This is a genomic window from uncultured Neglectibacter sp. (assembly GCA_937958185.1).
Classification (GTDB): domain Bacteria; phylum Bacillota; class Clostridia; order Oscillospirales; family Acutalibacteraceae; genus Acutalibacter.
Window position 1 is genome coordinate 174,797 of record CALFFN010000022.1, and the last position, 25,016, is coordinate 199,812.

Annotated in this window: 25 protein-coding genes; 8 read left to right on the top strand and 17 right to left on the bottom strand. The window is 55.7% G+C overall.

Going from position 1 to position 25,016, the window contains the following annotated elements:
- The first annotated feature begins 136 nt into the window (after nt 1-136).
- From AB8996_RS07720 to AB8996_RS07730, 3 genes are all read left to right on the top strand, one after another.
- Nucleotides 137-1,912 carry an oleate hydratase gene (locus tag AB8996_RS07720; RefSeq protein WP_369298398.1) on the top strand — a complete coding sequence of 592 codons (1,776 nt, stop codon included), beginning with the start codon at nt 137-139 and terminating at the stop codon, nt 1,910-1,912.
- A gap of 63 nt (nt 1,913-1,975) precedes the next feature.
- A complete protein-coding gene (locus tag AB8996_RS07725; RefSeq protein ID WP_369298399.1) occupies nt 1,976-3,364 on the top strand; it encodes a radical SAM protein in 1,389 nt (462 codons plus the stop codon).
- A 244-nt stretch (nt 3,365-3,608) separates the two neighbouring features.
- On the top strand, nt 3,609-4,181 hold the full coding sequence (locus AB8996_RS07730) for a hypothetical protein (protein WP_369298400.1): 573 nt from the start codon (nt 3,609-3,611) through the stop codon (nt 4,179-4,181).
- A 288-nt stretch (nt 4,182-4,469) separates the two neighbouring features.
- On the opposite strand, the gene AB8996_RS07735 is transcribed toward AB8996_RS07730, so the two are convergent.
- Nucleotides 4,470-5,363, bottom strand: a complete 894-nt coding sequence (locus tag AB8996_RS07735; protein WP_369298401.1) for a helix-turn-helix domain-containing protein — start codon at nt 5,361-5,363, stop codon at nt 4,470-4,472.
- Between the two features lie 221 nt (nt 5,364-5,584).
- On the opposite strand from AB8996_RS07735, the gene AB8996_RS07740 reads away from it, so the two are divergent.
- Nucleotides 5,585-6,640, top strand: coding sequence for a hypothetical protein (locus tag AB8996_RS07740; RefSeq protein WP_369298402.1), 1,056 nt, complete (start codon nt 5,585-5,587; stop codon nt 6,638-6,640).
- Nucleotides 6,641-6,725: 85 nt separating this feature from the next.
- Here AB8996_RS07740 and AB8996_RS07745 read toward each other — a convergent pair whose 3' ends face one another.
- From AB8996_RS07745 to thyX, 13 genes are all read right to left on the bottom strand, one after another.
- Nucleotides 6,726-7,166, bottom strand: a complete 441-nt coding sequence (locus tag AB8996_RS07745; RefSeq protein ID WP_369298403.1) for a CD1247 N-terminal domain-containing protein — start codon at nt 7,164-7,166, stop codon at nt 6,726-6,728.
- Between the two features lie 38 nt (nt 7,167-7,204).
- The gene (gene efp / locus AB8996_RS07750) at nt 7,205-7,762 is read right to left on the bottom strand and encodes an elongation factor P (RefSeq protein ID WP_369298404.1); all 558 of its coding nucleotides are present in this window, start codon (nt 7,760-7,762) and stop codon (nt 7,205-7,207) included.
- A 126-nt stretch (nt 7,763-7,888) separates the two neighbouring features.
- On the bottom strand, nt 7,889-8,971 hold the full coding sequence (locus AB8996_RS07755; protein WP_369298405.1) for a M24 family metallopeptidase: 1,083 nt from the start codon (nt 8,969-8,971) through the stop codon (nt 7,889-7,891).
- Nucleotides 8,968-9,471, bottom strand: coding sequence for a YqeG family HAD IIIA-type phosphatase (locus AB8996_RS07760; protein WP_369298406.1), 504 nt, complete (start codon nt 9,469-9,471; stop codon nt 8,968-8,970). Before AB8996_RS07760 ends, AB8996_RS07755 begins: the two co-directional genes overlap by 4 nt.
- 153 nt (nt 9,472-9,624) lie before the next feature.
- Nucleotides 9,625-9,801, bottom strand: coding sequence for a 30S ribosomal protein S21 (gene rpsU / locus AB8996_RS07765; RefSeq protein ID WP_369298407.1), 177 nt, complete (start codon nt 9,799-9,801; stop codon nt 9,625-9,627).
- A 163-nt stretch (nt 9,802-9,964) separates the two neighbouring features.
- Nucleotides 9,965-10,291, bottom strand: a complete 327-nt coding sequence (locus AB8996_RS07770; RefSeq protein ID WP_369298408.1) for a hypothetical protein — start codon at nt 10,289-10,291, stop codon at nt 9,965-9,967.
- A 220-nt stretch (nt 10,292-10,511) separates the two neighbouring features.
- Nucleotides 10,512-11,681 carry a D-alanyl-D-alanine carboxypeptidase family protein gene (locus AB8996_RS07775; protein WP_369298409.1) on the bottom strand — a complete coding sequence of 390 codons (1,170 nt, stop codon included), beginning with the start codon at nt 11,679-11,681 and terminating at the stop codon, nt 10,512-10,514.
- 157 nt (nt 11,682-11,838) lie between these two features.
- A complete protein-coding gene (locus AB8996_RS07780) occupies nt 11,839-13,071 on the bottom strand; it encodes a U32 family peptidase (RefSeq protein WP_369298410.1) in 1,233 nt (410 codons plus the stop codon).
- Between the two features lie 69 nt (nt 13,072-13,140).
- Nucleotides 13,141-14,457 (bottom strand): endolytic transglycosylase MltG, encoded by a 1,317-nt coding sequence (gene mltG, locus AB8996_RS07785; RefSeq protein WP_369298411.1) that lies wholly within the window; start codon nt 14,455-14,457, stop codon nt 13,141-13,143.
- Complete coding sequence (locus tag AB8996_RS07790; RefSeq protein WP_369298412.1) at nt 14,408-15,100, bottom strand: 5-formyltetrahydrofolate cyclo-ligase; 693 nt, start codon at nt 15,098-15,100, stop codon at nt 14,408-14,410. The genes mltG and AB8996_RS07790 overlap by 50 nt, the downstream gene beginning before the upstream one ends.
- Nucleotides 15,088-15,636 (bottom strand): DJ-1 family glyoxalase III, encoded by a 549-nt coding sequence (locus AB8996_RS07795; RefSeq protein ID WP_369298413.1) that lies wholly within the window; start codon nt 15,634-15,636, stop codon nt 15,088-15,090. The genes AB8996_RS07790 and AB8996_RS07795 overlap by 13 nt, the downstream gene beginning before the upstream one ends.
- Before the next feature lie 4 nt (nt 15,637-15,640).
- Entirely contained in the window at nt 15,641-16,303 is a 663-nt protein-coding gene (locus tag AB8996_RS07800) for a dTMP kinase (protein WP_369298414.1), read from the bottom strand.
- A 40-nt stretch (nt 16,304-16,343) separates the two neighbouring features.
- On the bottom strand, nt 16,344-17,102 hold the full coding sequence (gene thyX, locus AB8996_RS07805) for an FAD-dependent thymidylate synthase (RefSeq protein ID WP_369298415.1): 759 nt from the start codon (nt 17,100-17,102) through the stop codon (nt 16,344-16,346).
- A gap of 361 nt (nt 17,103-17,463) precedes the next feature.
- Here thyX and AB8996_RS07810 point away from each other — a divergent pair, with 361 nt between their 5' ends.
- The 4 genes from AB8996_RS07810 to AB8996_RS07825 are packed head-to-tail and all read left to right on the top strand — an operon-like array spanning nt 17,464 to nt 22,603.
- Nucleotides 17,464-18,057, top strand: coding sequence for an RNA polymerase sigma factor (locus AB8996_RS07810; protein ID WP_369298416.1), 594 nt, complete (start codon nt 17,464-17,466; stop codon nt 18,055-18,057).
- The gene (locus tag AB8996_RS07815; RefSeq protein WP_369298417.1) at nt 18,054-19,595 is read left to right on the top strand and encodes a serpin family protein; all 1,542 of its coding nucleotides are present in this window, start codon (nt 18,054-18,056) and stop codon (nt 19,593-19,595) included. The genes AB8996_RS07810 and AB8996_RS07815 overlap by 4 nt, the downstream gene beginning before the upstream one ends.
- Nucleotides 19,596-19,641: 46 nt before the next feature.
- The gene (locus AB8996_RS07820; RefSeq protein WP_369298418.1) at nt 19,642-21,081 is read left to right on the top strand and encodes a serpin family protein; all 1,440 of its coding nucleotides are present in this window, start codon (nt 19,642-19,644) and stop codon (nt 21,079-21,081) included.
- A gap of 52 nt (nt 21,082-21,133) precedes the next feature.
- Nucleotides 21,134-22,603, top strand: a complete 1,470-nt coding sequence (locus AB8996_RS07825; RefSeq protein WP_369298419.1) for a serpin family protein — start codon at nt 21,134-21,136, stop codon at nt 22,601-22,603.
- Between the two features lie 249 nt (nt 22,604-22,852).
- On the opposite strand, the gene AB8996_RS07830 is transcribed toward AB8996_RS07825, so the two are convergent.
- The 3 genes from AB8996_RS07830 to dtd form a co-directional block, all read right to left on the bottom strand.
- Complete coding sequence (locus AB8996_RS07830; RefSeq protein ID WP_369298420.1) at nt 22,853-23,362, bottom strand: helix-turn-helix domain-containing protein; 510 nt, start codon at nt 23,360-23,362, stop codon at nt 22,853-22,855.
- 121 nt (nt 23,363-23,483) lie between these two features.
- The gene (locus tag AB8996_RS07835) at nt 23,484-24,392 is read right to left on the bottom strand and encodes an acyltransferase domain-containing protein (RefSeq protein WP_369298421.1); all 909 of its coding nucleotides are present in this window, start codon (nt 24,390-24,392) and stop codon (nt 23,484-23,486) included.
- Between the two features lie 30 nt (nt 24,393-24,422).
- Nucleotides 24,423-24,878 (bottom strand): D-aminoacyl-tRNA deacylase, encoded by a 456-nt coding sequence (dtd, locus tag AB8996_RS07840; protein WP_369298422.1) that lies wholly within the window; start codon nt 24,876-24,878, stop codon nt 24,423-24,425.
- Nucleotides 24,879-25,016: the final 138 nt, after the last annotated feature.

Consider the following 25,016-nt stretch of genomic DNA (forward strand, 5'->3'; position numbering starts at 1 on the left):
CTTTGATAAAAAATCTTACAGCTTCGCTCTGGTGAAAAGTTTTTATTCACCAGAGCGGAGCTGTAAATTGTTTTTGGGGGAAAACGGTCGTATTCTGAAGGTGTGAAAGACAAAATACACTTTTGGAGGTTTTTCAATGTATTATTCCAGCGGAAATTATGAAGCATTCGCCCGCCCTGTCAAGCCGGAGGGGGTAGACCACAAATCCGCCTATATCATCGGCACGGGGCTCGCCGCCCTGACGGCTGCCTGCTATCTGGTGCGGGACGCCCAGATGAAGGGCGAGCATATCCACATCATTGAAAAAGACGCCCTTCCCGGAGGCGCCTGTGATGGCTGGCGGTTTGAACAAGCCGGTTACGTCATGCGGGGCGGCAGGGAAATGGATAACCATTTCGAGGTCATGTGGGACCTGTTCCGCTCGATCCCGTCCATCGAGACAGAGGGCGTCAGCGTTCTGGACGAATACTACTGGCTGAACAAGAAGGACCCTAACTTCTCCCTGTGCAGAGCTACGGAAAAGCAGGGGCAGGACGCTCATACCGACAAGAAATTCGGCGTGTCCGACAAGGCTGCGCTGGAGATTATGCGGCTATTCTTTACGCCTGATGAAGAGCTGTTCGACAAAAAGATCGAAGACTATTTTGACGATGAGGTCTTTCAGTCCAACTTCTGGCTTTACTGGCGCACCATGTTTGCCTTCCAGAACTGGCAGAGCGCTTTGGAAATGAAACGCTACATCAAGAGATATATCCACCACATCGGCGGTCTGCCCGATTTTACCGCGCTCCGCTTTACCAAATACAATCAGTACGAATCCATGATCCTGCCTATGATAAAGTATCTGGAGGAGCACCATGTCCAGTTCCACTACAACGTGAAAGTGGAAAATGTTCACATTGACTGCGCTGATGGTAAAAAAACAGCCCGCCGCATCGAATTACTGCGGGAGGGGCAGAAAGAGTCGATTGACCTCACGGAAGACGATCTGGTATTTATCACAAACGGCGGCTGCGTAGAGAACTCCACCATGGGCGATCAGAACACCCCTGCCCCTTACGACACGGAGATCCGTCCCGGCGGCGGCTGGGACATGTGGCGGAAAATAGCCGCCCAGGACCCGGCTTTTGGCAATCCGGACAAGTTCTGCTCCGACCCCGAACAGACCAACTGGATGAGCGCCACTGTGGAAACTCTGGATCAGCGCATCATCCCCTACATCAAAAACATCTGCAAAAGGGACCCCTTCTCCGGCGGGGTAGTTACCGGCGGCATCGTCACTGTCAGGGATTCCAGCTGGCTCATGAGCTGGACCATTAACCGGCAGCCCCAGTTCCGGGACCAGCCTGAAGGGCACTGCCTTGTCTGGGTCTATTCCCTCTTCACCGACAAGCCCGGCGACTATGTAAAGAAGCCTATGAGGAACTGCACAGGCAAGGAGATCTGCATGGAGTGGCTTTATCACATCGGCGTGCCTGAGAACCAGATCGAAGAGCTGGCAGAGCACAGCGCCAACACCGTGCCGGTAATGATGCCTTACATTGACGCTTTCTTTATGCCCCGTACCGATACCGACCGCCCCAAGGTAGTGCCTGACGGCTCTGTAAACCTTGCTTTCCTGGGTCAGTTTGCCGAAATTCCCCGGGACACGATCTTCACTACGGAGTATTCCATGCGTTCCGGCATGGAGGCTGTCTACACCCTTTTGCAGGTGGACCGCGGCGTACCCGAGGTATGGGGCAGCACCTACGATGTGCGCGATCTTCTGGACGCTACCGTGAAGCTGCGGGACGGCAAGCCTATCACCGAGATGGAGCTGGGTCTCAAAGAGCGCATCGCGTTAAAGGAGCTGCTGAAGGAAACTGCGGGGACGGATATTGAAAAGCTCCTGAAAGAATACCACGCCATCTAACGAACCGTATCCGCAGAAGCGGACCTGCAAAACTCATTTTACTTACGAAGGAGAAAAATTCCCATGATCCCCAAAAAACTGACCGCACTCGGGCTGAAAACTGCCTTTGGCTACATCGAAAAGGACCCCGAAAAAAATCTGCCGAAGCTGATGGACTGGGTAGACAAGCTGGCTGGGGACGGTCCTGAGAGCTTCCCTGTACAGCGCGCCGTGGTCCGCTCCGTGATCGAGGACCCGGAAAACAACATGTACCGCCTGATCATGAACCTGTTCCGGGACGTGGACAGGGAGGTCCTCAAGACCACCTTTGAGGATTTCTTCCTCAACGCCAATATCATCGGCTGGCCCCGGCAGGAGCAAATGCGGGAAAAATACGGCTGCAATATTCCCTGGGCAGTCCTTCTGGACCCCACCAGCGCCTGCAACCTGCACTGCACCGGGTGCTGGGCGGCGGAATACGGCAACAAGCTGAACCTTTCCTTTGACGAGATCGATTCCATCATCTGTCAGGGCAAGGAGCTGGGAACCTATTTGTACATCTATACCGGCGGTGAACCTCTGGTACGGAAAAATGACCTGATCGCTCTGTGCGAAAAGCATAACGACTGCCAGTTCCTCTGCTTTACCAACGCTACGCTTATCGACGAAGCTTTTGCCGATGAGATGCTGCGGGTCAGGAATTTTATCCCCGCCATCAGCTTGGAGGGCTTTGAGGAAGCTACCGACGGGCGCCGGGGGGACGGCGTCTACCAGAAGGTGCTCCGCGCCATGTCCATTTTGAAAGCAAAGCGGCTGCCTTTCGGCATTTCCGCCTGCTACACCAGCCAGAACCTAGACTCCATCAGCTCTGACGCCTTTATGGATAAGCTGGTGGAATGGGGCGCGAAATTCATCTGGTATTTCCACTATATGCCCGTGGGCAACGACGCAGTTCCCGCCCTGCTTCCCGATCCTCAACAACGGGAAACCATGTACCGCCGCATTCGGGAGATCCGCTCTACCAAACCAATTTTCGCCATGGATTTTCAAAACGACGGCGAATTTGTGGGCGGCTGCATTGCCGGCGGACGGCGGTATCTGCACATCAACGCCAACGGGGATGTGGACCCCTGCGTATTTATTCATTATTCCAACTGCAATATCCGGGAAACGTCCCTGCTGGACTGCCTGCGCTCCCCGATCTTTATGGCTTACCATGACAACCAGCCCTTTAATGAGAACCATCTGCGCCCCTGCCCCATGCTGGAAAACCCGGAGCTTTTGCGGAAGATGGTAAAGGAGACCGGCGCCCACTCCACCGATCTGCAGTCCCCGGAAAGTGTGGACCACCTGTGCGACAAATGTATCTCCTACGCCGATTGCTGGAAACCTGAGGCGGAGCGCCTGTGGAACGCCGCCGGCGAAAAAGCGGAGAAGGAAAAGCCGGAGCCGGCAGAAGGCTGTGTCAAATAAAGCTGCTGTAAAAAAACGCACCCGGCCCAGCTGTAAAGCACCGCGCCTGTCCCGCGCCGCCTGAATTGGAACCGGGTACGGCATTCCAGCTGTCAAAGATTTCCATAGGATACCCTCTTTTTTCCTCGGTGCTCTTGCAGGATATTTCCCTCCATGATATACTTTATTTTAAGAAAAGGCGTTTTCCATGCCTTACCCGCTTCTTCAAGAAAGGCTGGATCGCGCCATCAGGGAGGAAGTTTCCATGAGCCGCAAAAAAGCAGGGACCGTATCCCGGGCAGCTTGCGTTGTCCTGCTGATGTGCTTTTTAGCAGCCAGCCTGTCCGGGTGTACCTTATACCGTCCTTTGCGGCTTCCCCAGCTCCGGGAGTTTGAACAGAATGTCCGCAGGGAATACCCTCTCTCTGCCGTTTCGTGCAAGTACGAATACGGCGCGGGCGTGTCAATCACGGTGAGCGGAATGAGCTTTGAGGAAGAATGCGCCTATACCATTCTGGGTTACCTTCAGCCCATCGTTTGCGATGAGGATTTTATCCAGGACCTTTTTGAGCTTTTTGAAAAGGAGTCCCACGGCGACCACAACTGGAAGCTTGGCATGCGCCCTGACATTCGGCTCCATTTAGCGGCAGGCACAAATGACCGTTACCAGTTTACAGCCAGGGCGACGAAAGAGCTGTACAATTCCGGGCGCGACCCGGATTCTTACACCTGGGACGGCTACGCCACATGGTATGGGACCGAGTTTGTGGGCTCCCTCCCTCGGGAGATCACCCCAAAGGAGATCGGGGAAGCGGTCAAGCGGTATTCTAAAGCTTGACCGCTTCCCTGTCCAAACAAACGCTTCGTTTGCTTTCCATTTTTCGTTTCGCCGCATTCGGAACTGTTTCGCCGCAAATCATGGCGAAACAGTTTTCTTTTTCCACCCTTGCCCGTTGTTTTCCCCCGCTTCTCCCGGAACGCTGTTTCTTCTTTTAGGCGGCTCGTTTCGCAATCTGTTCCCTGAAATGTGAAAATAGTGCAAGAAAGCGGGAAATCAGGCGAAGAAATCCGTCCTGCTCCCTGCTATACTGGAAACAGGCTTAAGAACCCAGCCGCCGCCCCAAGGCTATGGGTGCTCCTGTAAGATCACGGTTTTTCCTTTTCGATATTCCCCCGGCGTAACGCCAAAATGTTTCCGAAAAGCGCGGTTGAAATAGGATACGTTCCGAAAGCCGGATTCCATGGCGACAAAAGCGATGTCCCGGGCTGTAGTCACCAGCAGCAGTGCCGCGTGCTCCAGCCTGCGGCGAACCAGGTATTCCGATACCGTGCAGCCCATCAAAGAGGAAAACTGCCCTGAAAAATAGTTGGGGTTCATATGCACCGACTTTGCCAGCTCGGCAAGGCTCAGCTCCTCCTGAAAGTGATTTTCCATCAGGCTCAGCGCCGCCGCCAGCCGGTTCCTGCCGTTTTGGAACAGCAGTATCTGCTCCCCATAGCCCTCCGCCTGCTCAAAGCGCCGGTAGATCAGCGCCAGCAGCTTCATCAGGTCGGCTTTCAATACCAGACGGTAGCCCGAATCCTGATTTTCCCATTCCTGAGACATTTCCTCCAACAGGGTCCTGATACCTTCCGTGACAAATTCCTGCCCGGAAAGCCGATGGCGGAAGCTGGGCTTCCACTCGTAAAAGGCGCGGATATAGCTGTAATCCCCGCTGCTGGAAAGCACCAGCTCCGCGTCGAATACGATCACCAGCAGCTTCAGCCTGCCGTCTTCATTGACAGCCCTGTGATATTCCATATTGTTGATGATAAACACGTCGCCCGGCTCGATGGGATAGCTGTTCTCGCCGATCACATACTGTCCCTTCCCCTCCAGGCAATAGTTGATCTCCAGCCCATGGTGGTTGTGCAGGTACACCTTTCCGGCAGTTTCCTCCTGCCGGGTAAAACCCCTGCCCTGCCACACCACAAAGGGGAAGTCCTTTTGCAGATCCAAAAGCTCCGTAATCCGTTCCATCTGTTTCCCCCTGCTGCTTTGAAAGCGTATTTTTAATTTCATAATTGCTTTGAAAAGGTCGGTGCTTTTCGAGTTCACGAGAAAAGAAAGGTGTTTTTCGAAGAAAGACGCAGGCTTTCTTTTACTCAGACCTTTTCCAGAATCACAACACCTTGCTGTTGTGATTTCATCATAAACCCCACCTGAAAAAAAGTCAAATTTTGAAATGGAGGTACTGTATCATGCTGTACACGGACCATTGGAACGAGATCAAGGAACGCATGGCCGCCTTTTGGGACCGCGAGGCAACGGACCGCTGCTGCGCCGGTATCATCGTGCCGAAGCCGGGATATACCGACCCCGACCCCGACGTGGTCAACTACTATTTTGACGTGGAAAAGGGAGACGCCATACACCGAAAGCGCTTTGCGGGGCACGAATACCTGTGGGAAGCGATCCCCAGCGTGTTCCCCTATTTCGGCACCTCAGGCATTGCGGAATACGCCGGCAGCGAAGCGGTCTACACGCCGCGGACCACCTGGTTCGAGCCATGTCTGGACGAGCCGGACGCCAGCCGGATCAGCTACTGCAAGCCGGAAGCCTTCCAGCGCCAAAAGGACGCCATCGCAAAGCTCATCGAGCTGTCCGGCGGCGACTATCCCGTTTCCGTCACGGACAACTGCGGCATTGCCGACGCGCTGTCCGCCATGCGGGGCGGTGAAAACCTGATGATGGACATGGTGACCGACCCGGACTTTGTCATGGAGGGCATTCAAAAGCTGATGCCCATTTACAAGCAGACCCAAAACGAGTTGTTTGAGCTGGTTCAGGAAAACAACGAAGGGTCGATCCTTTCCTGGATGCACCTGTGGGCGCCCAGCCGCTGCGCGCAAATGCAGTGCGACCTGAGCGTGATGATCTCCAACGAGATGTTCCGGGAGTTTATCATGCCGGAGCTGGAGGAAATGACGGAATTTCTGGACTATCCCATCTACCATCTGGACGGGCAGGAGCAGATACGCCATCTGGATTCCCTGCTCTCCCTGAAAAGGCTCCGCGCGATCCAGTGGGTCCCTGTGGTCAGCCAGCCCCCCACCTCCGACTTTATCCCCCAGCTGCAAAAGATACAGAAGGCTGGGAAAAGCCTGATGTTGTTCCCCCAGGCGAACGAGGTGGAAAAGCTGCTGGACAACCTCAGCTGCCGCGGGCTGCACATGATGATCGGTGGAATAAACACCATGGAGGAGGCTGCGGAGGTACAGCAGCTGATTTGGAAGCATTCCAGGGACCGGGGCTGACAGCAGACCAAATTTCCGCAAAACATCACACACGCAAAAAACGCCGGAGCGGAATATACCGCTTCGGCGTTTCTGTGTGTAAAGCTTACTCTTTTTCCTCGCTGTGGCAATGGTCGCAGCCGCATTCGTCTTCATCGTCAAAGTCGAATTCCAGCGTTTCACCGCAGCCGGGGCAGGTAATGCTGCCCTCTTCCAGCATTTCATCGGTGAGCTGAATGGTGTCGCCGCAGCTGGGGCAGGTCACTTCAAATTCGGCGTCCTCAAAGTCGCCATGATGATGACCGCAGCCGCACTCATCTTCCTCCAGCCCGTAGAAATCCTCTTCCACGTTGCCCAGGTCCTCGTCGATCTCGTCCACCTGCTCGGAAAGCAGGTCGAAGCCGTCTTCCAGCTCCTCCACGGACAGGCACAGGTCGTCCAGCAGCTCTATCATGGCATTAAGCACCTTTGTCTCCTTTGCCTTGGGATCAAGCTCCAGCCCTTCCATCAAGCCACGGATATAAGAAGCACGTTCAGAATTAGTCATTGTCTTTCTCCTTTTGGGTCTGAGACCACAGATATTGTTTACGCACGCTCCATGTACTCGCCGGTACGGGTGTCCACGCGGATCTTCTCGCCCTCATTGATGAACAGGGGAACGCGGATCTCCGCCCCGGTCTCCAAAGTGGCGGGCTTCAGGGTATTGGTGGCGGTATCGCCCTTGACGCCGGGCTCGGTCTTCACGACCTCCAGCTCCACAAAGTTGGGAGGCTCCACGCCAAACACATTGCCCTTGTAGGACAGCACCTTGCACCCCATGTTTTCCTTGACGAACTTGAAGTTGTCGGTCAGCACGCTGCTGTTGATCGGGGTCTGCTCATAGGTCTCATTGTCCATGAAATAGTACAGGTCGCCATCGCTGTACAGATATTCCATGTCCCGGCGCTCGATATAAGCGGTGGGGAATTTATCGTTGGGGTTAAAGGTTTTTTCCGTCACAGCCCCGGAAATGACATTGCGGATCTTCGTGCGTACAAAGGCGGCGCCCTTGCCCGGCTTTACGTGCTGGAACTCGATGATGGAATACACACCGCCGTCCATTTCAAATGTAACGCCGTTTCTAAAATCGCCTGCGGTTACCATAAAAATGACCTCCAATATTATTCTTACTATGAATTTTACCCTATTTTTCCTGCAATTTCAAGATAAAATACGCAGATTACGGAAAAATAAGGGATTTCGCGGAAAAATTCACGCAGCAGAGCTTTTTTACAGCTCTAAAAGCTCCTTGGGAGATTTGGTCAGGCTGCGGCAGCCGTCCGCCGTGATGAGCAGCATATCCTCAATGCGCACGCCGTATTTGGCGGGCACATAGATGCCCGGCTCGTCCGTGATGACCATGCCCTCCGCGCAGAGGGTGCTGTCGTGAGAAGCGAACCGGGGCGCTTCGTGTATCTCAAAGCCGACCCCATGCCCCAGCCCGTGTCCAAAGGTGCCGGGATAGTCCTTCTCGATGATGTCCCTTGCGATCTTATCCACATCGCGGCAGGGCATTCCGGGCTTCACGCCGTCGATGACCGCCAGCTGCGCCCGCAGCACCGTTTCATATACCCGGCGCTGCTCCTCGGAAACCTTGCCCAGCGCCACGGTGCGGGTCATGTCGGAATGATAGCCGTCCAATAAAGCGCCGGTGTCCATGGTGACGAAATCGCCCCGGTGCACCTGGTTGTCCGACGGCACCGCGTGGCACTGGGAACCGTTTTTACCCGCAGCCACGATCAGCTCGAACGCCACGTTGTCCGCGCCGTTCTTCCGCATGAAAAATTCGATCTCCAGCGCCAGCTCCCGCTCGGTAACGCCCTCTTTGATAAAAGGCAGAATGTGCTGGAACGCCGCGTCGGTGATCTCCTGGGAAGCTTCGATCTTCTTCACTTCCTCGGGAGATTTTATCATGCGCTGCTGCCGGATCACATGGTCGAGGGACTCGTCCAGAACAGCTTCCACGCCGATCTCCGCAAAGCTCTTCTGGAAAAGCTTCGCCTGCGCCACGGAAAGCCTGTCCATCTCCAGATAGACCTGCCGGGTCCCGTGCTTTTGCAGCAGCTCGCCCAGCTTCTGGTACAAATTTTGAAAGCCGACGACTTTACAAAATTCCGCCTTGTACCGGGCGGCTTCCTCATAGCGGAAGTCCATCAGCAGATACGCCTGCTCCGCCGTGACCAGCAGCGCGCCGTCCGTAGCGGGGAACCGGGTAAAATACCGGCGGTTCCGCTCGGAAAATACCAGCGCCGCCTTTTGCGGGTCGCCCCGGAGCAAAGCGTCCTGCAAGCGTTCTATCGGATTTTTGCTCATAAAACATCTCTCCTGTTTCGATATTTTTCCCGCAGCCCTTTTTCAAAATGCCTGCGCACCCGAAACGTAACGCCTTCCTCTTCCTCGATGGGCGTCAGCAGCACGGATTTCATGCCGCAGAGGTTTGCCCCGATTACATCGGTGAATATCTGGTCGCCGATAATGGCGCATTCCGGGCATTTCATCCTGAGCAGCCTGCGCGCCTTCAGGTAGCCGAAGGGCAAAGGCTTCATGGCAAAGCTGATACAGTCCAGCCCGAACCGGGCGGCAAAGGGCTGCACCCGCTTTTTGAAATTGTTGGAGACCACCAGCACCCGGAACCCCGCGTCTACCATGCGGTGCGCCCACTCCACCGCGCCGGGAATGGGCTCGTGCGAGGTATAGGAAGCCACTGTGTTGTCCACGTCTAACAGCAGCGCCTTCACGCCCAGCCCGGACAAAAATTCCGGGGTCAGGTCGGTAAGCCCCCGCTTCATAGCGGTCGGTCGAAAAATTGCCATATCCTTGATTCTCCTGCCGTCCCTGTCCTGCGGAAACCGCTGCTTCCTGTTTTAGAAAAGGGTCGCAGCCCCGCTTTTTGCAGAGGAGCTTTCGCTTTTTGAGAACAAAAAAGCGGGCAACAGCCCGCTTCCAAGAGGTATTGTGAGCAGCAATTACTTGTACTTGCGCTTGCGAGCTGCTTCTGATTTCTTTTTCCGCTTGACAGAAGGCTTTTCATAAGCTTCTCTCTTGCGAACCTCCTGAATGACACCAGCTCTGGCGCACTGCTTTTTGAAGCGGCGAAGAGCGCTGTCCAGAGATTCATTCTCTTTGATCCGAATTTCAGCCATTGTATATCCCTCCCATCCGCCGTAAGGCAGGGGTCTTCTGCGTCATATTGCTACAATACAACAAAGGTTATTATATCCCTCTCTTTTCGGATTGTCAAGCCCTGTTTCTTTCATTTTTCCGTCATTTTTGCGCAGGGCGGTTTTCCCGGAAATTTTTCGCCGCTCACAGCAGCAAAAATCCCACGACCAGCAGCGCGGAAAGCCCGACCCGAATGATATGGTGCGGCACGTGGACATTTTTTGCGGAAACGCCATTATAAACGGCAGTGCCGCAGATGAGCGCGCACCCCGCAAGGGCGAGAAGCCAGTCAAGCTGCACCCTGCACAGGGAGCAAACCACCGCGGCAAGCAGCAGTACGCTGCCGAAGCCCATGATCCCCGCGGGGACCTTCTGCTTCTGCGTCCTCCACTGGCTCACCGCAGCCACCAGGGATAGCAGCCCAAACAGCGCGCTGACCGCGCAGGTCAATACATACAAGGCAATATTCATTTTCCCCACTCCCTTTTTCTTTTTTCAAAGTATACTTCCTCTGCCGCGGATAGTCAATACGAGCCTGCCGGATTCCGGGAAAAGCACAGCGCGGAAAGCGGTGTGGGCAGAGAGAAAAAATGTTGAAAAGAGCGGCAAGCCAGCCGGGAACGCAAAACCGCCGCCCTGCCGACAAGCGGGGCGACGGGAGATTTTATTTTCGTTTTTACAGGGTAAAAATTCACATGGTAAAAAAGCTGTGCAGCAGATACTGGAAAGCGGCGGAAAAGGTGATTTCGGGAACGTCCGCGCCGGCGGTGATATCGGTTTGGGCGGCGGGCTCCCCGTTTATCGTGTAGGTCACCTTGCCGATAACGTCCCCCTTTTGGATCGGGGCGGTCAGCTCCGGCAGCCATTCTATCTTTTCCTCCACCTTGCCGCGCTCGGCAGCCCTGGTGAGTATCTTCGGCATTTCGCCGATCTGCGCGGGGACGGTCTCCTCCATGCCGCCGGAAACTGCCACATTTTCCAGCGCGGGAGCCTCCGGCACCACCACGGACCACCCGGCAAAGCCGTAATCCAGCAGCGCGGCGGCGTCCTGGAAACGGTGGTCGGTGCTGTCCGCGCCCAGGACCACGGAGATCAGCGCCAGCGAATCCCTCTCCGCCGTGGCGGTAATGCAGCTGCCAGCCTGAGAGGTGGTGCCGGTTTTCAGCCCGGTGATCCCGTTATAGGAGCGGATCAGCTTGTTGGTGTTCACCAGCTGTGTCGCCCCGTCCCGCACATAGTCGATCCACGTCAGGGTGTAGTCGAAAATCTTCGGGTGGGTGATAAGCTCCCGGCTCATCAGCGCAACGTCGTGGGCGCTGGTCAGGTGCCCTTCCTCGTCTAAGCCGTTGCAGTTTTTGAACACGGTGTCCGTCATGCCCAGCTCCTGCGCCTTTTCGTTCATCTGCCGGACAAAGGCTTCCTCGCTGCCTGCCACGTTCTCCGCCAGCACCACGGCGGCGTCGTTGGCGCTCATGATAACGGTGGCCTTTATCAGATCGTCCACCGTCATGGCCTCCCCTTCTTTCAGCCAGATGTCCGAGCCGCCCATGGAAGCGGCGTGGGCGGAAGCGGTCAGGGTATCCGTCAGGGAAAGCTGACCCGCCTCGATGGCGTCGAAGGTCAGGCACAGGGTCATGACCTTTGTAATGGACGCGCAGGGGCGCACCTCATGGGAATTTTTCTCGAACAGCACCCGCCCGGTGGACGCTTCCATCAGCACTGCCGAGGGGGCGGTAAGGGGCAACTCCGTGCCCCCTGGCAATTCTGTGTCCGCTTCTGTTTCGCCGTGAACGGGCAAAGCGGGAAACATCATCATAACCGCCAGCAGCAGGCAGAGAAGCAGGAAAAGTTTTTTCTTCACGGGAACCATCCTTTCTTTTCCGAAAAACCGGTCTATCCGGCTTTCCCATTAGAAAAATATGCCGGTCCGCTGTAAAACAGACGTTTTTCCGAAAAAAAGAAAGCCCCCAACAGGGACTTTCCAGAATTCAGTCATTTGCTTTCCCATCGCTCCATTTTCAAAGCGATACCTCCCTGTCCCGGCGAATGCGCAGGAACGCGCCCTCTTCCACCTGAACATCGGTTTTCCAATAGACTGCCATTTCCGCGTGGGGAGCAGCTTCGATAGGCTCCCAGTCCTCATTGAACAGTTCTCCCAACGGCGCGGTGAAGGCACGCTTGCCGGGCTGCAGGATATCGGCGGTCTCTCCCCGGAAAAAGCGGTTGCGCTGCCGAAGCTTTACATACTCTCCCTGCCTGCCCTCGCAGACCGCCGCCAGCTCATATTTTCTGATGTACTGGCTGCGGTCGGGGGTCTGCCCCGGCTCGCCGCCGAAGTAGAAGCCGTGGGAATAGGTGCGGTGGCTGATTTTTTCCGTTTCCTCCAATATTTCCGGCGGCAGGGGCTTGCCGGGGTTTGCCCGGAAAAAGTCGATTGCCTGCCGGTAGGCGGAGGTCACGCTTGCCACATAATAGGCGGATTTTGCCCTGCCCTCGATCTTCAGGCTGGTAACGCCTGCCGCCGCCATTTCCGGGATATGTTCTATCATGCGCAGGTCGTTGGAATTGAAGATATACGTTCCCTGCTCCTCCTGCAATATGGTAAAGTGCCTGTCCGGGCGCTCCTTTTCCGTGAGGAAATATTCCCAGCGGCAGGGCTGGGCGCACTGCCCGCGATTGGCGTCCCTGCCTGTCATGTAGTTGGACAGCAGGCACCGCCCGGAAAAGGAAACGCACATCGCCCCGTGAACAAAGGCTTCCAGCTCCAGCTCCCCCGGTGTATTGTCCCGGATCCCCCGGATCTCCTGTAAAGGCACTTCCCTTGCCAGCACCACCCGGCTGGCGCCCAGCTCATAGCAGGCGTTAGCGGCGGCGTAGTTGACGATACCCGTTTGGGTAGACACGTGGCGCTCTACCTGTGGAGCGTATTTTTTCGCCAGCTGCAACACACCCAGATCGGAAATGATGAACGCGTCCACGCCGATCTCCCCGCAATAGGTGAGAAAATCCGGCAGCTCCGCCAGCTCGCCGTTTCTTGGGAGAGTATTGCAGGTCACATAGACCTTGACATTATTTTCATGGCAATAGGATACTGCCTCCCGCAGCTCCTGCTCGCCGAAATTCTGAGGGGCAGCCCGCATGCCAAAGCTTTTCCCAGCCAGATATACGGCGTCGGCGCCGTATTTTACGGCGGAAACGAGCCGCTCCATGTCCCCTGCCGGAGCCAGCAGCTCCAAATCCGTCAGCCCCATTTCCATTCCCCCTTTTTCCAATAATATATGGTTCGGCGCCCGACGACCTGTCGAGCGCCATTGCTTCGCTTAATTGTTCAGACCTGCCAGCTCCCGGTTGTACCAGTGGTCGTCCTCGTTGGTGGCGTAATACGCCGTGCCGTCTGCCGCGTGGCAGAAATACAGGTAAGAAGACGCGTCGCCGTCCCTGTTGGGCTTCAATGCCGCCATGATGGCGTCCATACCGGGATTGCAGATCGCCCCGGCAGGCAGGCCTTCAATTTGATACGTGTCGTAATTTCCGTAGGAAAGCGCCCCCTCCGCCGGCACCGCCTGGGGGTTCTTATAGGGATAGCAGCTGGTAGAGTCGCACTGCAGCTGGTAAATGCCGTAATCCGCGCCGAAGCTCAAGCGGTTGTGGAGCACGGCGGAAACGTTGAACATATCGCTGTCATTGGCGGCCTCCCCCTGTATGATGGAGGCAAGGGTAATGATCTGATCCATGGTATAGCCGGACTGCTGGATCAGGCTCAGGGTGGCGTCGGAAATTCTGGTCTGGAAGTTATTCAGCATTTTGCCGATGACGGAGACCAGCTCTTCCCCCTTATAGAAATCATAGGTATCGGGGAACAGGTAGCCTTCCAGCTTGTAATACTTGCCGGAGGTGTCCCCCAATTGGGCGATAATGTCGTAATTGGTAAAGTCCAGCGTGTTGACCGCTTCCAGGAAATCAGCTCTGGTGCAGACCTCGTTATCCTCCAAAATCTGGGCAATTTCCAGAATATTGCTGCCCTCGGGGAAGGTAACGCGCACCTCCTCCCGGCTTTCATTGCCGCCCTGCAGGACCGTAATCAGCCCCTGGTAGTCCATGTTGGTGTCCACGCGGTACACACCGGGCTCAAAATATTTCCACTCGTCCTCGTCCACGGTGACCTTGCAGTACAGGGAGAAAAACTCCGGCTTGCTGATCGCGCCCCGCTGGTACAAAAGCTCTGCCAGGGAATCGGCGTCCAGCTTTTCGGGGATCGTTACTTCCGTAGAACCCTCGTTGCGCCCTACGGCAAAGAAATCATTGGAGCCGCCGATCAGATAAGACGCCAGCGTAAAGCCCAGCAGCAGCACCATGCACAGCCACACCAGGGAAAACACCCGCTTATTCTTCCGCGCCTTCAGCTTATCCCGCTTTTTGTGGGCTTTCTTTTCCGCCTTGCGCTCCTTATCGGAAGCATAATAGGCGGTGCCGGAAGCGGAGTCGCTGCGAACGGGGCGGCTTTCCGTGTACTGGGCGGGATCAAACGAGCCCGTCGCCAGATCTCTTTCGTCGATATTCACCTTGAAATCCCCGGTCGCGCGGGGCTTACCGGGCGCTGTCAAATCCTTTCGGTTCTGATTGGGTGTTTCGTTCACTGCAATCACCTCTTCCTTTCTCATTTCTATCGTCATATATCCGCATGTACACATTACTGTGGGAATGTTCCATTTTACGGCAGCCCCGCTCTGTCGTCAAAAAGTCTACCGGCTGGTCAAATTCCTCCGCCGGCAGCCGGGGCAGAACCAGTTCTTCATAGCACAAGCCCACGCTTATCACAGGAGCTTCTGCTAAAAACCTGTCATAGTAGCCCTTTCCATAGCCCAGCCGGTGGCCGCGCCTGTCAAACGCCGCTCCTGGCACAAAGCACAGGGCTTTCCCGTTTAGGTTTTGCGCTTGCGCTGAAAACACAGGCGCCGATCCCGGCGGCTCTAAAATGCCGAACCGCCCGGGGCGCAGGTCCTCCAGCCGGAAAACCTGATGGAACGCCATGGTCCCATCTGCCGACGGCACCGGGGCGAATACCTTTTTCCCCTCTCCCAGCGCCGCTTCCAGCAGCCGGTGGGTATCCACCTCCTGCGGCGTGCTGAGGTAGAGCAAAACGGTTTCCGCGCCGCGGTACAATGGAAAGGACAGCGCCGCTTCCAGTATTTTTTGATCCTTCTGCTCCCGGTGGGAAAGTTTCTTCCGCCGCTCCAGAAGGCTTCGGCGCAGCCGCGCCTTTTCGCTTACTGCTCCCACTGGATCCCTGCTTGAATGTCCGCCGCCTTTTCCGGCGAAACGAGGCGTTCCACCAGCTTTAAGCCAAACTGCGTTGCCACGCCCATGCCCCGGGCGGTAATGAAGTTCCCGTCCTCACAGACATAGGCTTCTCCCAGGCGCGCGCCGCCCTCCACCAGATCCTTCTGGAAATTCGGGAACGCGGTGGCGACCCTGTTTTCCAGCAGACCGCGGTGCGCCAGAATGGACGGCGCGGCGCAGATAGCGGCGACCAGTTTTCCGCGCTCCACGCAATGGGTCAGCAGCGCCTGCACCGCGGGGGACTGCTCCAAATTCAGCGTTCCCGGCAAACCGCCCGGCAATACCATGGCGTCTACCGTTTCCATGTCAAGCTCCTCAATTTTTCCATCGGCTTTGACCGTGATCCCGTGGGACCCGGTGACCGATTCGCCGTCTACGCCCAGCATTTTCACAGTCAGCCCGGCGCGGCGCATCATATCCACCGGGGCAAGGGCTTCCACTTCCTCAAATCCATTTGCAAGCAGTACCGCTATCATGAAACTATCTCCTCTTTTCTTCTATCGCCTGTAGTACCTTTTGATGGATCTTCTGGATGGGCAGGGGCACGCCTTCTTCGGCACAGGGGATCACTGCCCAGCCCAGCCGCTTTCCCGCAAACGCGGCGCATTCCGCGCAGGTGCGCAGGAAATCCAGATGATTTTCGTGAATGTCCTTTTTCTGCTCGTCCCCATGGTACCGCTGGGAAAGCAGCTTTTGGGACACCTCGATGGGCATATCCAGGAATATGACCTGATCCGGCTTCGGCAGCCCCAGCTTACCGTACTCTAAATCTTCCACCCAGGAGAGGTAGTCTTCCCATTTTTCCCGGGGAAGCTTGCCCATCTGGTAAATATAGTTGGAGGTGGCGTATCTGTCCGCCAGAATGGTAACGCCGTTCAGGTAGTCCGTTTTCCAATCCTTTTCATAGCTTGCGAACCTGTCCACCGCGTAAAAGGCGCTGGCGGCATAGGCGTTCACCGCCTGGGGGTCGGAGCCGAACTCCCCGCTCAGATACATTTTTACAAGTGCGGAGGACGGCGAACTGTAATCCGGGAAGGTGACCTTTCTCGCCCCGCCGGGACGAGCCTCCAGCTCCCGCAGCAGCAGCTCAGACTGTGTGCCTTTCCCGCTGCCGTCCAGCCCCTCCAATACCAGTAACCCCATGGTGCCCTCCGATACTCGTTTTTCCGTTTGTTTGAATCATTTACATTGCTTTGAATTTTTCCCGCATCTCTGTCGCTTTCCCGCAGGACATACTGCCCTCGGGGCACCCGCCGCGGACGCAGCCGGGTCCGGCGTTCTGGAACAGGTGGGGCGCAACCGCCTTGACCTCGCGGAGCATTTGGGTGGCAAGCTCCCGAATTTCCCACTGCGCCCGGTTGCAGCAGCGCAGGGTAAAGAAATTCATCAGGGAGCGGGCGTTCATGGTGCAGATCATTTTGGTGCAGCAGGCATTGGGCAGGACAAAGCGGGCGTCCTCAATGGCTTTCTTTTCCGCCTTGCGCCGGGCGGACTTCTCGTCTTCCCCCTGGGCTAAAAGCTCCTTTTCATGATGGGCGGTCAAAATCGCCGCCAGGCTTTCATAATGCTTCTGGTCCTCCTCCATCGCCCGCAAAAATTCCGCTTTTGCTTCCGGCACCGCTTCGATCTCCGGCGGCAGCACAAAAGCAAAAGAATTTTCTTTTACATAGCGCTGGCTCTGGACGCTGAAGGACGCCAGCCTGTGGCGGGTGATCTGCGCCAGCAGGGAACGGGAAACGCCCTCAATGCCAAAGGTGAAGCTGGCGTGTTCGATGGGGCTCTCGTGCCCGATGGCGGAAAGATGGTCCAGAAACGCCGAGGTTTTTTCCTCCGTCAGACCGTCGTACAGGGTGTCGATATCCGAAGCGGCGTAGCAGAGCTTTGCCGCGCAGGCAACAGTCTTTTCCGGCTCCGGCGTATAAGCAAGCAGTTTTACCAGCATGTTTTTTCTCCTTTTCAGGCAGTCGGTATGGATAAAGCCTACAGTTTGTTTATTATACCATAAGCGCGGAACGTGCGTTGGTATAATATGTCCATCGGCCGTTGCGCACAGCGCAAACTGGCCGGGACAAAGTTAGATATATAATATCCGCGGCTCTTTGCGGATATTATACCAAATTTCGCCTTTCAGGGCAACCCCAAGTTAAGTTTTTTTAGGGTGCGCCCGGGACAAAGCGTTTCCGTGCGTTTCCCAGCTTTTTGGAGGGGAAAATGCGCCGCCGTTCTCTCTTTTATCCGGGCGCTTTCCTTTTTTGAAAAAATTTTGAAAAAGTGGTGAGTGTTTTTTAAGGGAACGTTGTATAATGGGTGAAGTAAGCATTCTGAAAGCGGTCGAAAAGGAGGGCTGGACCGTGGGAAAAGGTGAGGAACTGTACCGCCGTTATCAAGCCGGCGATGACGGCGGCTTCGACGGGCTGATCGAGCTGTACCGGGAGAATCTGATTTTCTTCCTGCTGCGCTATCTGCCCAGTATTGAAGACGCGGAGGACGCAGCGGAGGACGCTTTTGTTTCCCTGCTGTTCCACCCCTACCGGGAAGAAAAGGGCGCTTCCCTGAAAACCTACCTGTTTACACTGGGCAGGAACAACGCCATGAATCTGCTGAAAAAGCAGAAACGGCGGGACAATTTCCGGGAAACCTCCCTGCTCCCCCTGGAGGAGGACCTGGCCATGGAGGAGCGGCTCTGCCGTGATGAAAGCCACCGCAGGCTGCTGCGTGCGCTGGATACCCTCCCTTCCGATTACAGGGAAGTGCTGTACCTCCTGTATTTTGAGGAGCTTTCTCTGGAGGAAGCCGCACATGTAATGAAAAAGAACAAAAAGCAAATTGAAAACCTCTCCTACCGGGGCAAGGCTGCCCTGCGGGAAAAACTGGACAAGGAGGACTTATTCTTATGAAAACCCCAGAAGAATTCAGAAACGACGTGTATGAAAAGCACAGCGCGCAGCTGGTGGTCAGAAGGCGCAGAAAAAAGCAGGCGCTGCTTTGCATTCCCTTGGCGCTCCTGATCGTGCTCGGCAGCGTGTTCATTCCCAGAGCCATTCAGAACGGCGTCGTTCCCATTGCCAGAACCGGGCGTATCCCGCGGATCGCCCAGGTGGGGAACCCGGTCAATCCTGTGGATATCGGCTTATTCGATCACCAGAGCTCCCCGGAAGAAAAGCTTGTCAAAATTCAAAGCGATTACCAGAAGCGCGGCGCTGACAACGGGGGATCCGCCCCGGAGGTCACCGAGGAGCTTGTCAGGGAGCTGACGGGCGAAACGAAGATCGACCCGGAATTTTCCTACTCTATCAATCAATTCGCAAAAAATTCCTCCGTGCTGCTTCAGGAGGAGTTCGGCGAAAACGGCTGCTACTCTCCCCTGAGCCTGTACTACGCCATGGCGCTGACAGGCAGGGGCGCGGGCGGCAAGACAAAGGACGAATTTGAATCGATCCTGTACGCCGACGACGTCTGGGCGGCGGAGCAGTGCGGCAAGTTCTACCGGCAGCACTATCACGACGGGGAGGACAGCAGCTTCTGGCTGGCAAATTCCCTGTGGCTGGACGGGCGCTACTCCTTTGGAGACGATTTTATCAAAACAGCAGAGGAAGACTTCTATTCTTCCCTGTTCCAGGCGGATTTTTCCGACCCCACCCTGAGCGGGGACATGAAAAAATGGGTCTCCGACCACACAAACGGCTTACTTCAGCCGGAATTTGAGTTCCAAAAGGATCAGATGCTGACGATCCTGAACGCCGTCTACTACAAGGCGCAGTGGCAAAATCAGTTCCAGGAAAGCGCCACCGCCCCCGGCGATTTCTACAAGGCGGACGGCAGCACGGTAACGGCGGACTTCATGCATTGCAGCACCAACATGGGGGAGGTCCGCCGCGGCAACGGCTTTATCAGCGCCTCCCTCCGCCTGAAAAACTCCGACGAAATGGTTTTCGTCCTGCCCGACGAAGAGATTTCCGCCCAGGAGCTGCTTTCCGACCCCGTGCTCTTTGAAGATATGTTCCTCAACGAGAACGTGCCTGTGGAATCCGGGATGATCCACTGGAGCGTGCCCAAGTTCAGCTTCGACTGCGAATACGATCTGCAGAACACGCTGAAGGGGCTGGGACTGGACAGGGCTTTTGACGAGGTCCTGGCGGATTTCTCCGACATGGGCAGGCTGGAAATGTACCTGTCCGAAACGAAGCAGGGCGTTCACATCGGCATTGATGAAAACGGCGTGGAGGCTGCCGCTTATACGGAGTTCGGCGCGGAGGCCACGGGCGCAGCCCCGGAAAACGTATTTGAGATGGACCTGAACCGTCCCTTCCTGTTTGCCATTCGCAGCCATGACCTGACCGTTTCCGATGATACCAGCACCCAGACCCTGCTCTTTGTGGGCGTCTGCGGCGACCCTACTGCCTCCGGCAGCGGCTCCGCTGCGGCGGCAGGCTGATGACCTCACAACTATCACGAATCCCCTATAGATTGGAGGGAGACTTATGACTCGAAAAAGAAAGCTGGCGCTTGTCCTTTCCCTGGCGGTGGCGCTTCTCGTGTTCGCCATAGTGGGCAGCCTTTTCCTGCCAAAGCTTTTGGGCGGCAAAAAAAGGACGGGCGACATTCCCCGGCTGACGCAGGTGGGCACGGCGGCGCTGCCCAAGGACTGGGCATTGTTTGACATGGCAGTCCCTCAAGAGGAAAGACCGGCAGAGCCCCTTATGCTTACGGAAGAGGAGCAGGACGAATTTCTCTCCCAGTTTGTGATCGACCCGGAATTTCCCCTTGCTGTCAACCGCCTTGCCCAGAGCACCGTTTCCGTCCTGGGAAAAGATTCCGTCAACAGCTGCCTTTCCCCCCTGAGCCTGTACTACGCGCTGGCGCTGGCAGGCTCCGGGGCGGAAGGGGAAACCAAAGTGGAGTTCCAGAATGTCCTTTCCGAAAAGGAGGACGGCTGGGCGGCGGAGCAATGCGGGAATTACTACCGTCAGCACTACCATGACGGTCCCGGCTCCCGGTTCCGGCTGGGGACCTCCCTGTGGCTGGACGGGCACTATCATTTTTCTGAAAAATTCCTGACAGGCGCGGTGGAAAACTTTTCAGCAGACCTGTTCCAGGCGGATTTTGCCGACAAAACGCTGGGCGGCGACATGGCGCAGTGGGTCTCCGACCATACGGACGGGCAGCTTTCCCCCAGCTTTTCCATCTCGCCGCAGCAGCGGCTGGCGCTGCTGAATACGGTGGACTACTACGCCGCGTGGATCACGCCCTTTCAGGAAGCCGACAATACCCGCGATGTGTTCCACCGGGCGGATGGCACGGACGTGACAGCGGAATACCTGAACCGGGATTATCGAGACAGCACCCTGTATGAGGGCGAAGGCTACCAAAAGGCATACTTTTTCCTGCAAAACCGGGACTATATGGTGTTTCTCCTGCCCGACGAAGGCGTTTCCCCCCAGGAATTGCTTTCCGGCGGGAAGACCCTGGAGGAGCTGCTTCTGCCGGACCCGGAGGAACAGCTGCACTGCCAGCTCCGCTGGCAGATCCCAAAATTTGATTTTTCCAGTCACCATGCCCTGAACGACACACTACAGGCTGCGGGATTACAACGGGCATTTGATGGAAAGCAATGCGACTTTACAGGTATAGGAGACGAGGACCTGTTCCTTTCCGACCTCCAGCAGGACACGCGCTTTGCCATTGACGAGCAGGGCGTAACGGCTTCCGCCTGTACCGAGCTGCACTTCATGGGCGCGGGGATACCTCCCGATAAACGTCGGGAAATGGTTCTGGACAGGCCTTTCCTGTTCGCCGTGCTCGGCACCGACATCACCACAGAGGAAACTGCCACGGACGACGATTTCCACACCCTGCTCTTTATAGGCGTCTGCGGCGATCCCACTGCCTCCGGCAGCGGTCCCGTTGCGGCGGCAGGCTGATCTCGGCAGACACAGACTTTCCCAAACAGGCTTTTCGATTGGAGGGAGACTTATGACTCGAAAAAGAGGGCTGGCGCTTGTTCTTTCCCTGGCGGTGGCGCTTCTCCTGTTCGCCGTAGTGGGCAGCCTTTTCCTGCCGAAGCTTTTGGGCGGCAAAAAAAGGACGGGCGACATTCCCCGGCTGACGCAGGTGGGAAACAGTACCTGCCCGAAGTCAATTTCACCCTATACCCTGTATAATGCCGCTTATGGAAAAGAAATCTACCTGGTCGAAGATGGCTCTGCGGCAGAAAACCAGTGTTCTCCTGCCGGGAAAGATGAATACCTGCGCCAAATAGCCGATCAGACCTTGATCGATCCAGATTTCCCCTGCTCCATCAATGATTTTGCCAGAGATTCCATAGGATCCCTCAGTCAACAATTCAGCATTAACTCCTGTTACGCTCCCATAAGCCTGTACTACGCGCTGGCGCTGGCAGGCTCCGGGGCGGAGGGAGAGACCAAAGCGGAGTTCCAGAATGTCCTTTCCGAAAAGGAGGACGGCTGGGCAGCGGAGCAATGCGGCAAGTTCTACCGGCAGCATTACAGGATGGAAGACGATTATTGCTTTCAGCTTGCAAATTCTCTTTGGCTGGACGGTAGAATCAACTTCCGTCAGGAATACATTTCCAATGCGGAAAAAAATTTTTATTCCGACTTATTTCGAGTGGATTTCACCGATCCAACCATTGGAGACCATGCAAAACAATGGGTATCTGAGCATACAAACGGTCTGTTATCACCAAAGTTTGAATTTTCTCCAGACAGTATGCTCTCCATCATCAACACCGTGTACTACAATGCCCAATGGAAGGAGCCTTTTCTGGAAAGACTAACCACTACAAAAGATTTTTATCGGGCGGACGGTTCAGCGGTGGCTGTGGATTTTCTTCAACAGGGCTGTAATGGCAGCGCATACGAGGGTGACGGTTTCACCAGAGCCTCATTAAGTCTCTCCAACGATGACGAAATGATTTTTATTCTTCCCGATGAAGGCGTTTCTCCGAAAGCGCTCCTGCGCGACCCCGCTGCTTTTGAAGATATGTTCTATCCGAAAAGGCAGGACACATTGATCCCCTGTCTGGTGTATTGGGAAATCCCGAAGTTCCAATTCCAGAATGACTACGATTTGATTTCTGTCCTGCAAAGCATGGGTTTACATCAGGCTACGAATGCCGTTTCTGCCAACTTTTCCGGCATGAGCGATTTGCCCCTGCATATTTCCGGCGCCAAACATGGCACTTCGGTTGGCATTGACGAAAAGGGCGTAGAAGCTGCCGCCTATTCTGCACTGACAATGGCAATCGGCGGGTCAGGCGGCAGCCCTGACCGAAGAATTGAAATGATTCTGAACCGTCCTTTCCTGTTCGCCATTACAACAGACAGCTTCACGGAAAATCAGGGGCACGAAGGAGCGGGACAGGAATCGCTGAACAGCACCCTGCTCTTTGTGGGCGTCTGCGGCGACCCTACCGCAAAATAAACCGCACACAAACTCTTTCTTTTCCTAAAAGCGCCCCTCGGCAAACGAAATGTCTGCCAAGGGGCGCTCATTTTTTAGGCAATACCGCATAATTCTAAGTGCCAGATTGCGTCGGCAAATTTTTCGTCAGATAAAGCAAAAACCGCAGGTCATGCTTGTGTATGACCGAGGATTTTTGTGAAATATGTCGGAAAATCTGCAAGCAAGATGGTGCTCAAGGCGTCAGCCGTGAATTGTGTGGCATTGCCTTTAATCTTTCCGAAAATATTCCCGCAGCAGCACCCCGCCGCCCGTCAGGAACAGCAAAACGCCAAATGCCAGCAGAACGCCCCGCCAGCTTTGCAGCGCGGTGCCGAATTTTCCTAAATCTGTCCACCATTCCGTCAGGCTTTCCGCATAGGATTGGGTCAGGAACAGGGCGGCGACCGCCGTCAGCAGCCCTAAAGCAGCGGCGGCAATGCCGAAGCCGATCCGAAATTTCCGGCGGCGCTCCACCGCGGGGTCAACAAAAACAGGTTCCTGCGGCAAAGGCTCTGCCCCGGGCGGTGTTTCCGGCTCCGTCCGTTCCGGGAGAAGCAGGTAATCGGTAGTCACGGAAAACAGCCGACTCAGCTCCACCACCTTTTCCGTGTCCGGCACGGCTGCCCCGGTCTCCCACCGGGAGACCGCCTGCCGGGAAAGCCCCAGCTTTCCTGCCAGTTCCTCCTGGGAAAGCCCGGCTTTCCTGCGGCAGACCGCTATTTTTTCGCCCAGCTCCATCAAAGCACCTCCACAACGCGCCCCGCTTTCACAAAACGCTTCTTTTGGGAGACAGTGTACCCGGAACCGGCTGGGCTGTCTACCATGTCAGCCGTGCGTTTCCGCAATTCTCCGTTGCTTTTCAGCGGTTGACGATCTTTTCGCCGTCAAAAATCAAAATGCCTGCCCCTTCTCCGGGCTTGCCCCCGTTCAGGAAATACTGCTTGAACGCCCGCTGCATGGAGGTGCGCTCCGGCATTTCCTCCATGGGCTTCTCATAGTCCCTGCCAAAGAGCCGCCAGGCGTCGTCAAAGGTATCGCTTTCCTCCGCTCTCACAATGTCAAAATCGTGCTGGAAGCTGACAAAGTTGGAGGTCGGCGGCAGGATCTTCCCGTACTCTGGGTTCAGCAGCCAGGAATGGCAGATGCAGACAAGGGGCTTCCCGTCCAGCTCGTCCTTGAAAAACTCATAGGCTTTTTTGTAGGACGCGAGCCGGGCTTCCTCGCCGAAGGGCTCCCCGCTGGAGGGAATATGAATGCTCTTTACCCTGTCGCCCTTTTTGACCACATAGCCGTTTTTCTCATAGGGCGTGTCTTCGTCATACAGGACGTTTTCATATTCCAGCCTGCCCAGCTTCACAATATCCCGGGAATAGAAAATGGGGTACCAGAACGCCACGAAATTTCCCCATACGCCGTGAATATCCTGGCATTCCTGCACCTTGTAGCGCAGGTCGGCAAAGGTGTCCCAGAAAATCTGCCCGGGAATACCGTCCTCCTCGAAGGAAGCCTTTACCGGCGCCGCCGCTTCCATCAAAAACAGCAGCCACACCGTATAGGGCGAAAGCCCCGCTTTCTCCGCGATCTCCTCGATCAGCGGCCGGGAAAGGGAAATACTGAAATCGTTGTCATAGAAAAATCCCACCGCGCCGTCCAGCGCCTCCTCCTGCCCCGCGGCGGTGAGCACATCGGCATTTTTCAGCAGCTCTTCCCGGGCTTCCTTGGGAAAATCGGTCTTTTCCATCAGCAGAGAATAAAATTCCTTGTTCATGTGTTTGCTCCTTTTCTGGAATTTCGGGGATCATTTCCCGATCTTTTCCGTGTCGATGATAATGGTAACGGGACCGTCGTTATTGACCAGCACGTCCATGTGGGCGCCAAACTCCCCGGTTTCCACCTTTTTTACGCCGGAAGCTTTTGCCTGCTCCACAAAGCGGTCATAGAGCCGCCTGGCTTCCTCCGGCGGCGCCGCCGTATCGAAGGAGGGACGGCGTCCTTTTTTGCAGTCCGTGCTCAGGGTGAAATTGGAAACCACCAGCAGTTCGCCGGAAATATCCATGAGGGACAGGTTCATCTTGCCGTTCTCATCGGTGAAAATGCGCAGCTCCCGAATTTTCTCCGCCAGGAAATCCGCCTGCTGTTCCGTGTCCCCCTTCATCACGCCCAGAAACACGGTCAAGCCCTGCCCGATGGCGCGCACCTCGCTGTGCTCAATGGTCATCTGCGCTCCCTGCACCCGTTGGATCACTGCCCGCATGGTCCCAGCCCCTTTCTGAAAACTATCCTATCGCACCTGCGGTGGGCAATCGTGAAGCGTTCTTGCACAAACCACAGGTAAATCACCCGACCAGGAATTTTTTGCACTTTCTGACATCTGGAATCCAGAATCCAGTAT

What these genes read in the sequence shown, in the direction of transcription:
- AB8996_RS07720 (WP_369298398.1), top strand. Translation starts at nt 137, where the DNA reads ATGTATTATTCCAGCGGAAATTATGAAGCATTCGCCCGCCCTGTCAAG.
- AB8996_RS07725 (WP_369298399.1), top strand. Translation starts at nt 1,976, where the DNA reads ATGATCCCCAAAAAACTGACCGCACTCGGGCTGAAAACTGCCTTTGGC.
- AB8996_RS07730 (WP_369298400.1), top strand. Translation starts at nt 3,609, where the DNA reads ATGAGCCGCAAAAAAGCAGGGACCGTATCCCGGGCAGCTTGCGTTGTC.
- AB8996_RS07735 (WP_369298401.1), bottom strand. Translation starts at nt 5,363, where the DNA reads ATGGAACGGATTACGGAGCTTTTGGATCTGCAAAAGGACTTCCCCTTT.
- AB8996_RS07740 (WP_369298402.1), top strand. Translation starts at nt 5,585, where the DNA reads ATGCTGTACACGGACCATTGGAACGAGATCAAGGAACGCATGGCCGCC.
- AB8996_RS07745 (WP_369298403.1), bottom strand. Translation starts at nt 7,166, where the DNA reads ATGACTAATTCTGAACGTGCTTCTTATATCCGTGGCTTGATGGAAGGG.
- efp (WP_369298404.1), bottom strand. Translation starts at nt 7,762, where the DNA reads ATGGTAACCGCAGGCGATTTTAGAAACGGCGTTACATTTGAAATGGAC.
- AB8996_RS07755 (WP_369298405.1), bottom strand. Translation starts at nt 8,971, where the DNA reads ATGAGCAAAAATCCGATAGAACGCTTGCAGGACGCTTTGCTCCGGGGC.
- AB8996_RS07760 (WP_369298406.1), bottom strand. Translation starts at nt 9,471, where the DNA reads ATGGCAATTTTTCGACCGACCGCTATGAAGCGGGGGCTTACCGACCTG.
- rpsU (WP_369298407.1), bottom strand. Translation starts at nt 9,801, where the DNA reads ATGGCTGAAATTCGGATCAAAGAGAATGAATCTCTGGACAGCGCTCTT.
- AB8996_RS07770 (WP_369298408.1), bottom strand. Translation starts at nt 10,291, where the DNA reads ATGAATATTGCCTTGTATGTATTGACCTGCGCGGTCAGCGCGCTGTTT.
- AB8996_RS07780 (WP_369298410.1), bottom strand. Translation starts at nt 13,071, where the DNA reads ATGGGGCTGACGGATTTGGAGCTGCTGGCTCCGGCAGGGGACATGGAG.
- AB8996_RS07795 (WP_369298413.1), bottom strand. Translation starts at nt 15,636, where the DNA reads ATGATAGCGGTACTGCTTGCAAATGGATTTGAGGAAGTGGAAGCCCTT.
- AB8996_RS07800 (WP_369298414.1), bottom strand. Translation starts at nt 16,303, where the DNA reads ATGGGGTTACTGGTATTGGAGGGGCTGGACGGCAGCGGGAAAGGCACA.
- thyX (WP_369298415.1), bottom strand. Translation starts at nt 17,102, where the DNA reads ATGCTGGTAAAACTGCTTGCTTATACGCCGGAGCCGGAAAAGACTGTT.
- AB8996_RS07810 (WP_369298416.1), top strand. Translation starts at nt 17,464, where the DNA reads ATGGGTGAAGTAAGCATTCTGAAAGCGGTCGAAAAGGAGGGCTGGACC.
- AB8996_RS07815 (WP_369298417.1), top strand. Translation starts at nt 18,054, where the DNA reads ATGAAAACCCCAGAAGAATTCAGAAACGACGTGTATGAAAAGCACAGC.
- AB8996_RS07820 (WP_369298418.1), top strand. Translation starts at nt 19,642, where the DNA reads ATGACTCGAAAAAGAAAGCTGGCGCTTGTCCTTTCCCTGGCGGTGGCG.
- AB8996_RS07825 (WP_369298419.1), top strand. Translation starts at nt 21,134, where the DNA reads ATGACTCGAAAAAGAGGGCTGGCGCTTGTTCTTTCCCTGGCGGTGGCG.
- AB8996_RS07830 (WP_369298420.1), bottom strand. Translation starts at nt 23,362, where the DNA reads ATGGAGCTGGGCGAAAAAATAGCGGTCTGCCGCAGGAAAGCCGGGCTT.
- AB8996_RS07835 (WP_369298421.1), bottom strand. Translation starts at nt 24,392, where the DNA reads ATGAACAAGGAATTTTATTCTCTGCTGATGGAAAAGACCGATTTTCCC.
- dtd (WP_369298422.1), bottom strand. Translation starts at nt 24,878, where the DNA reads ATGCGGGCAGTGATCCAACGGGTGCAGGGAGCGCAGATGACCATTGAG.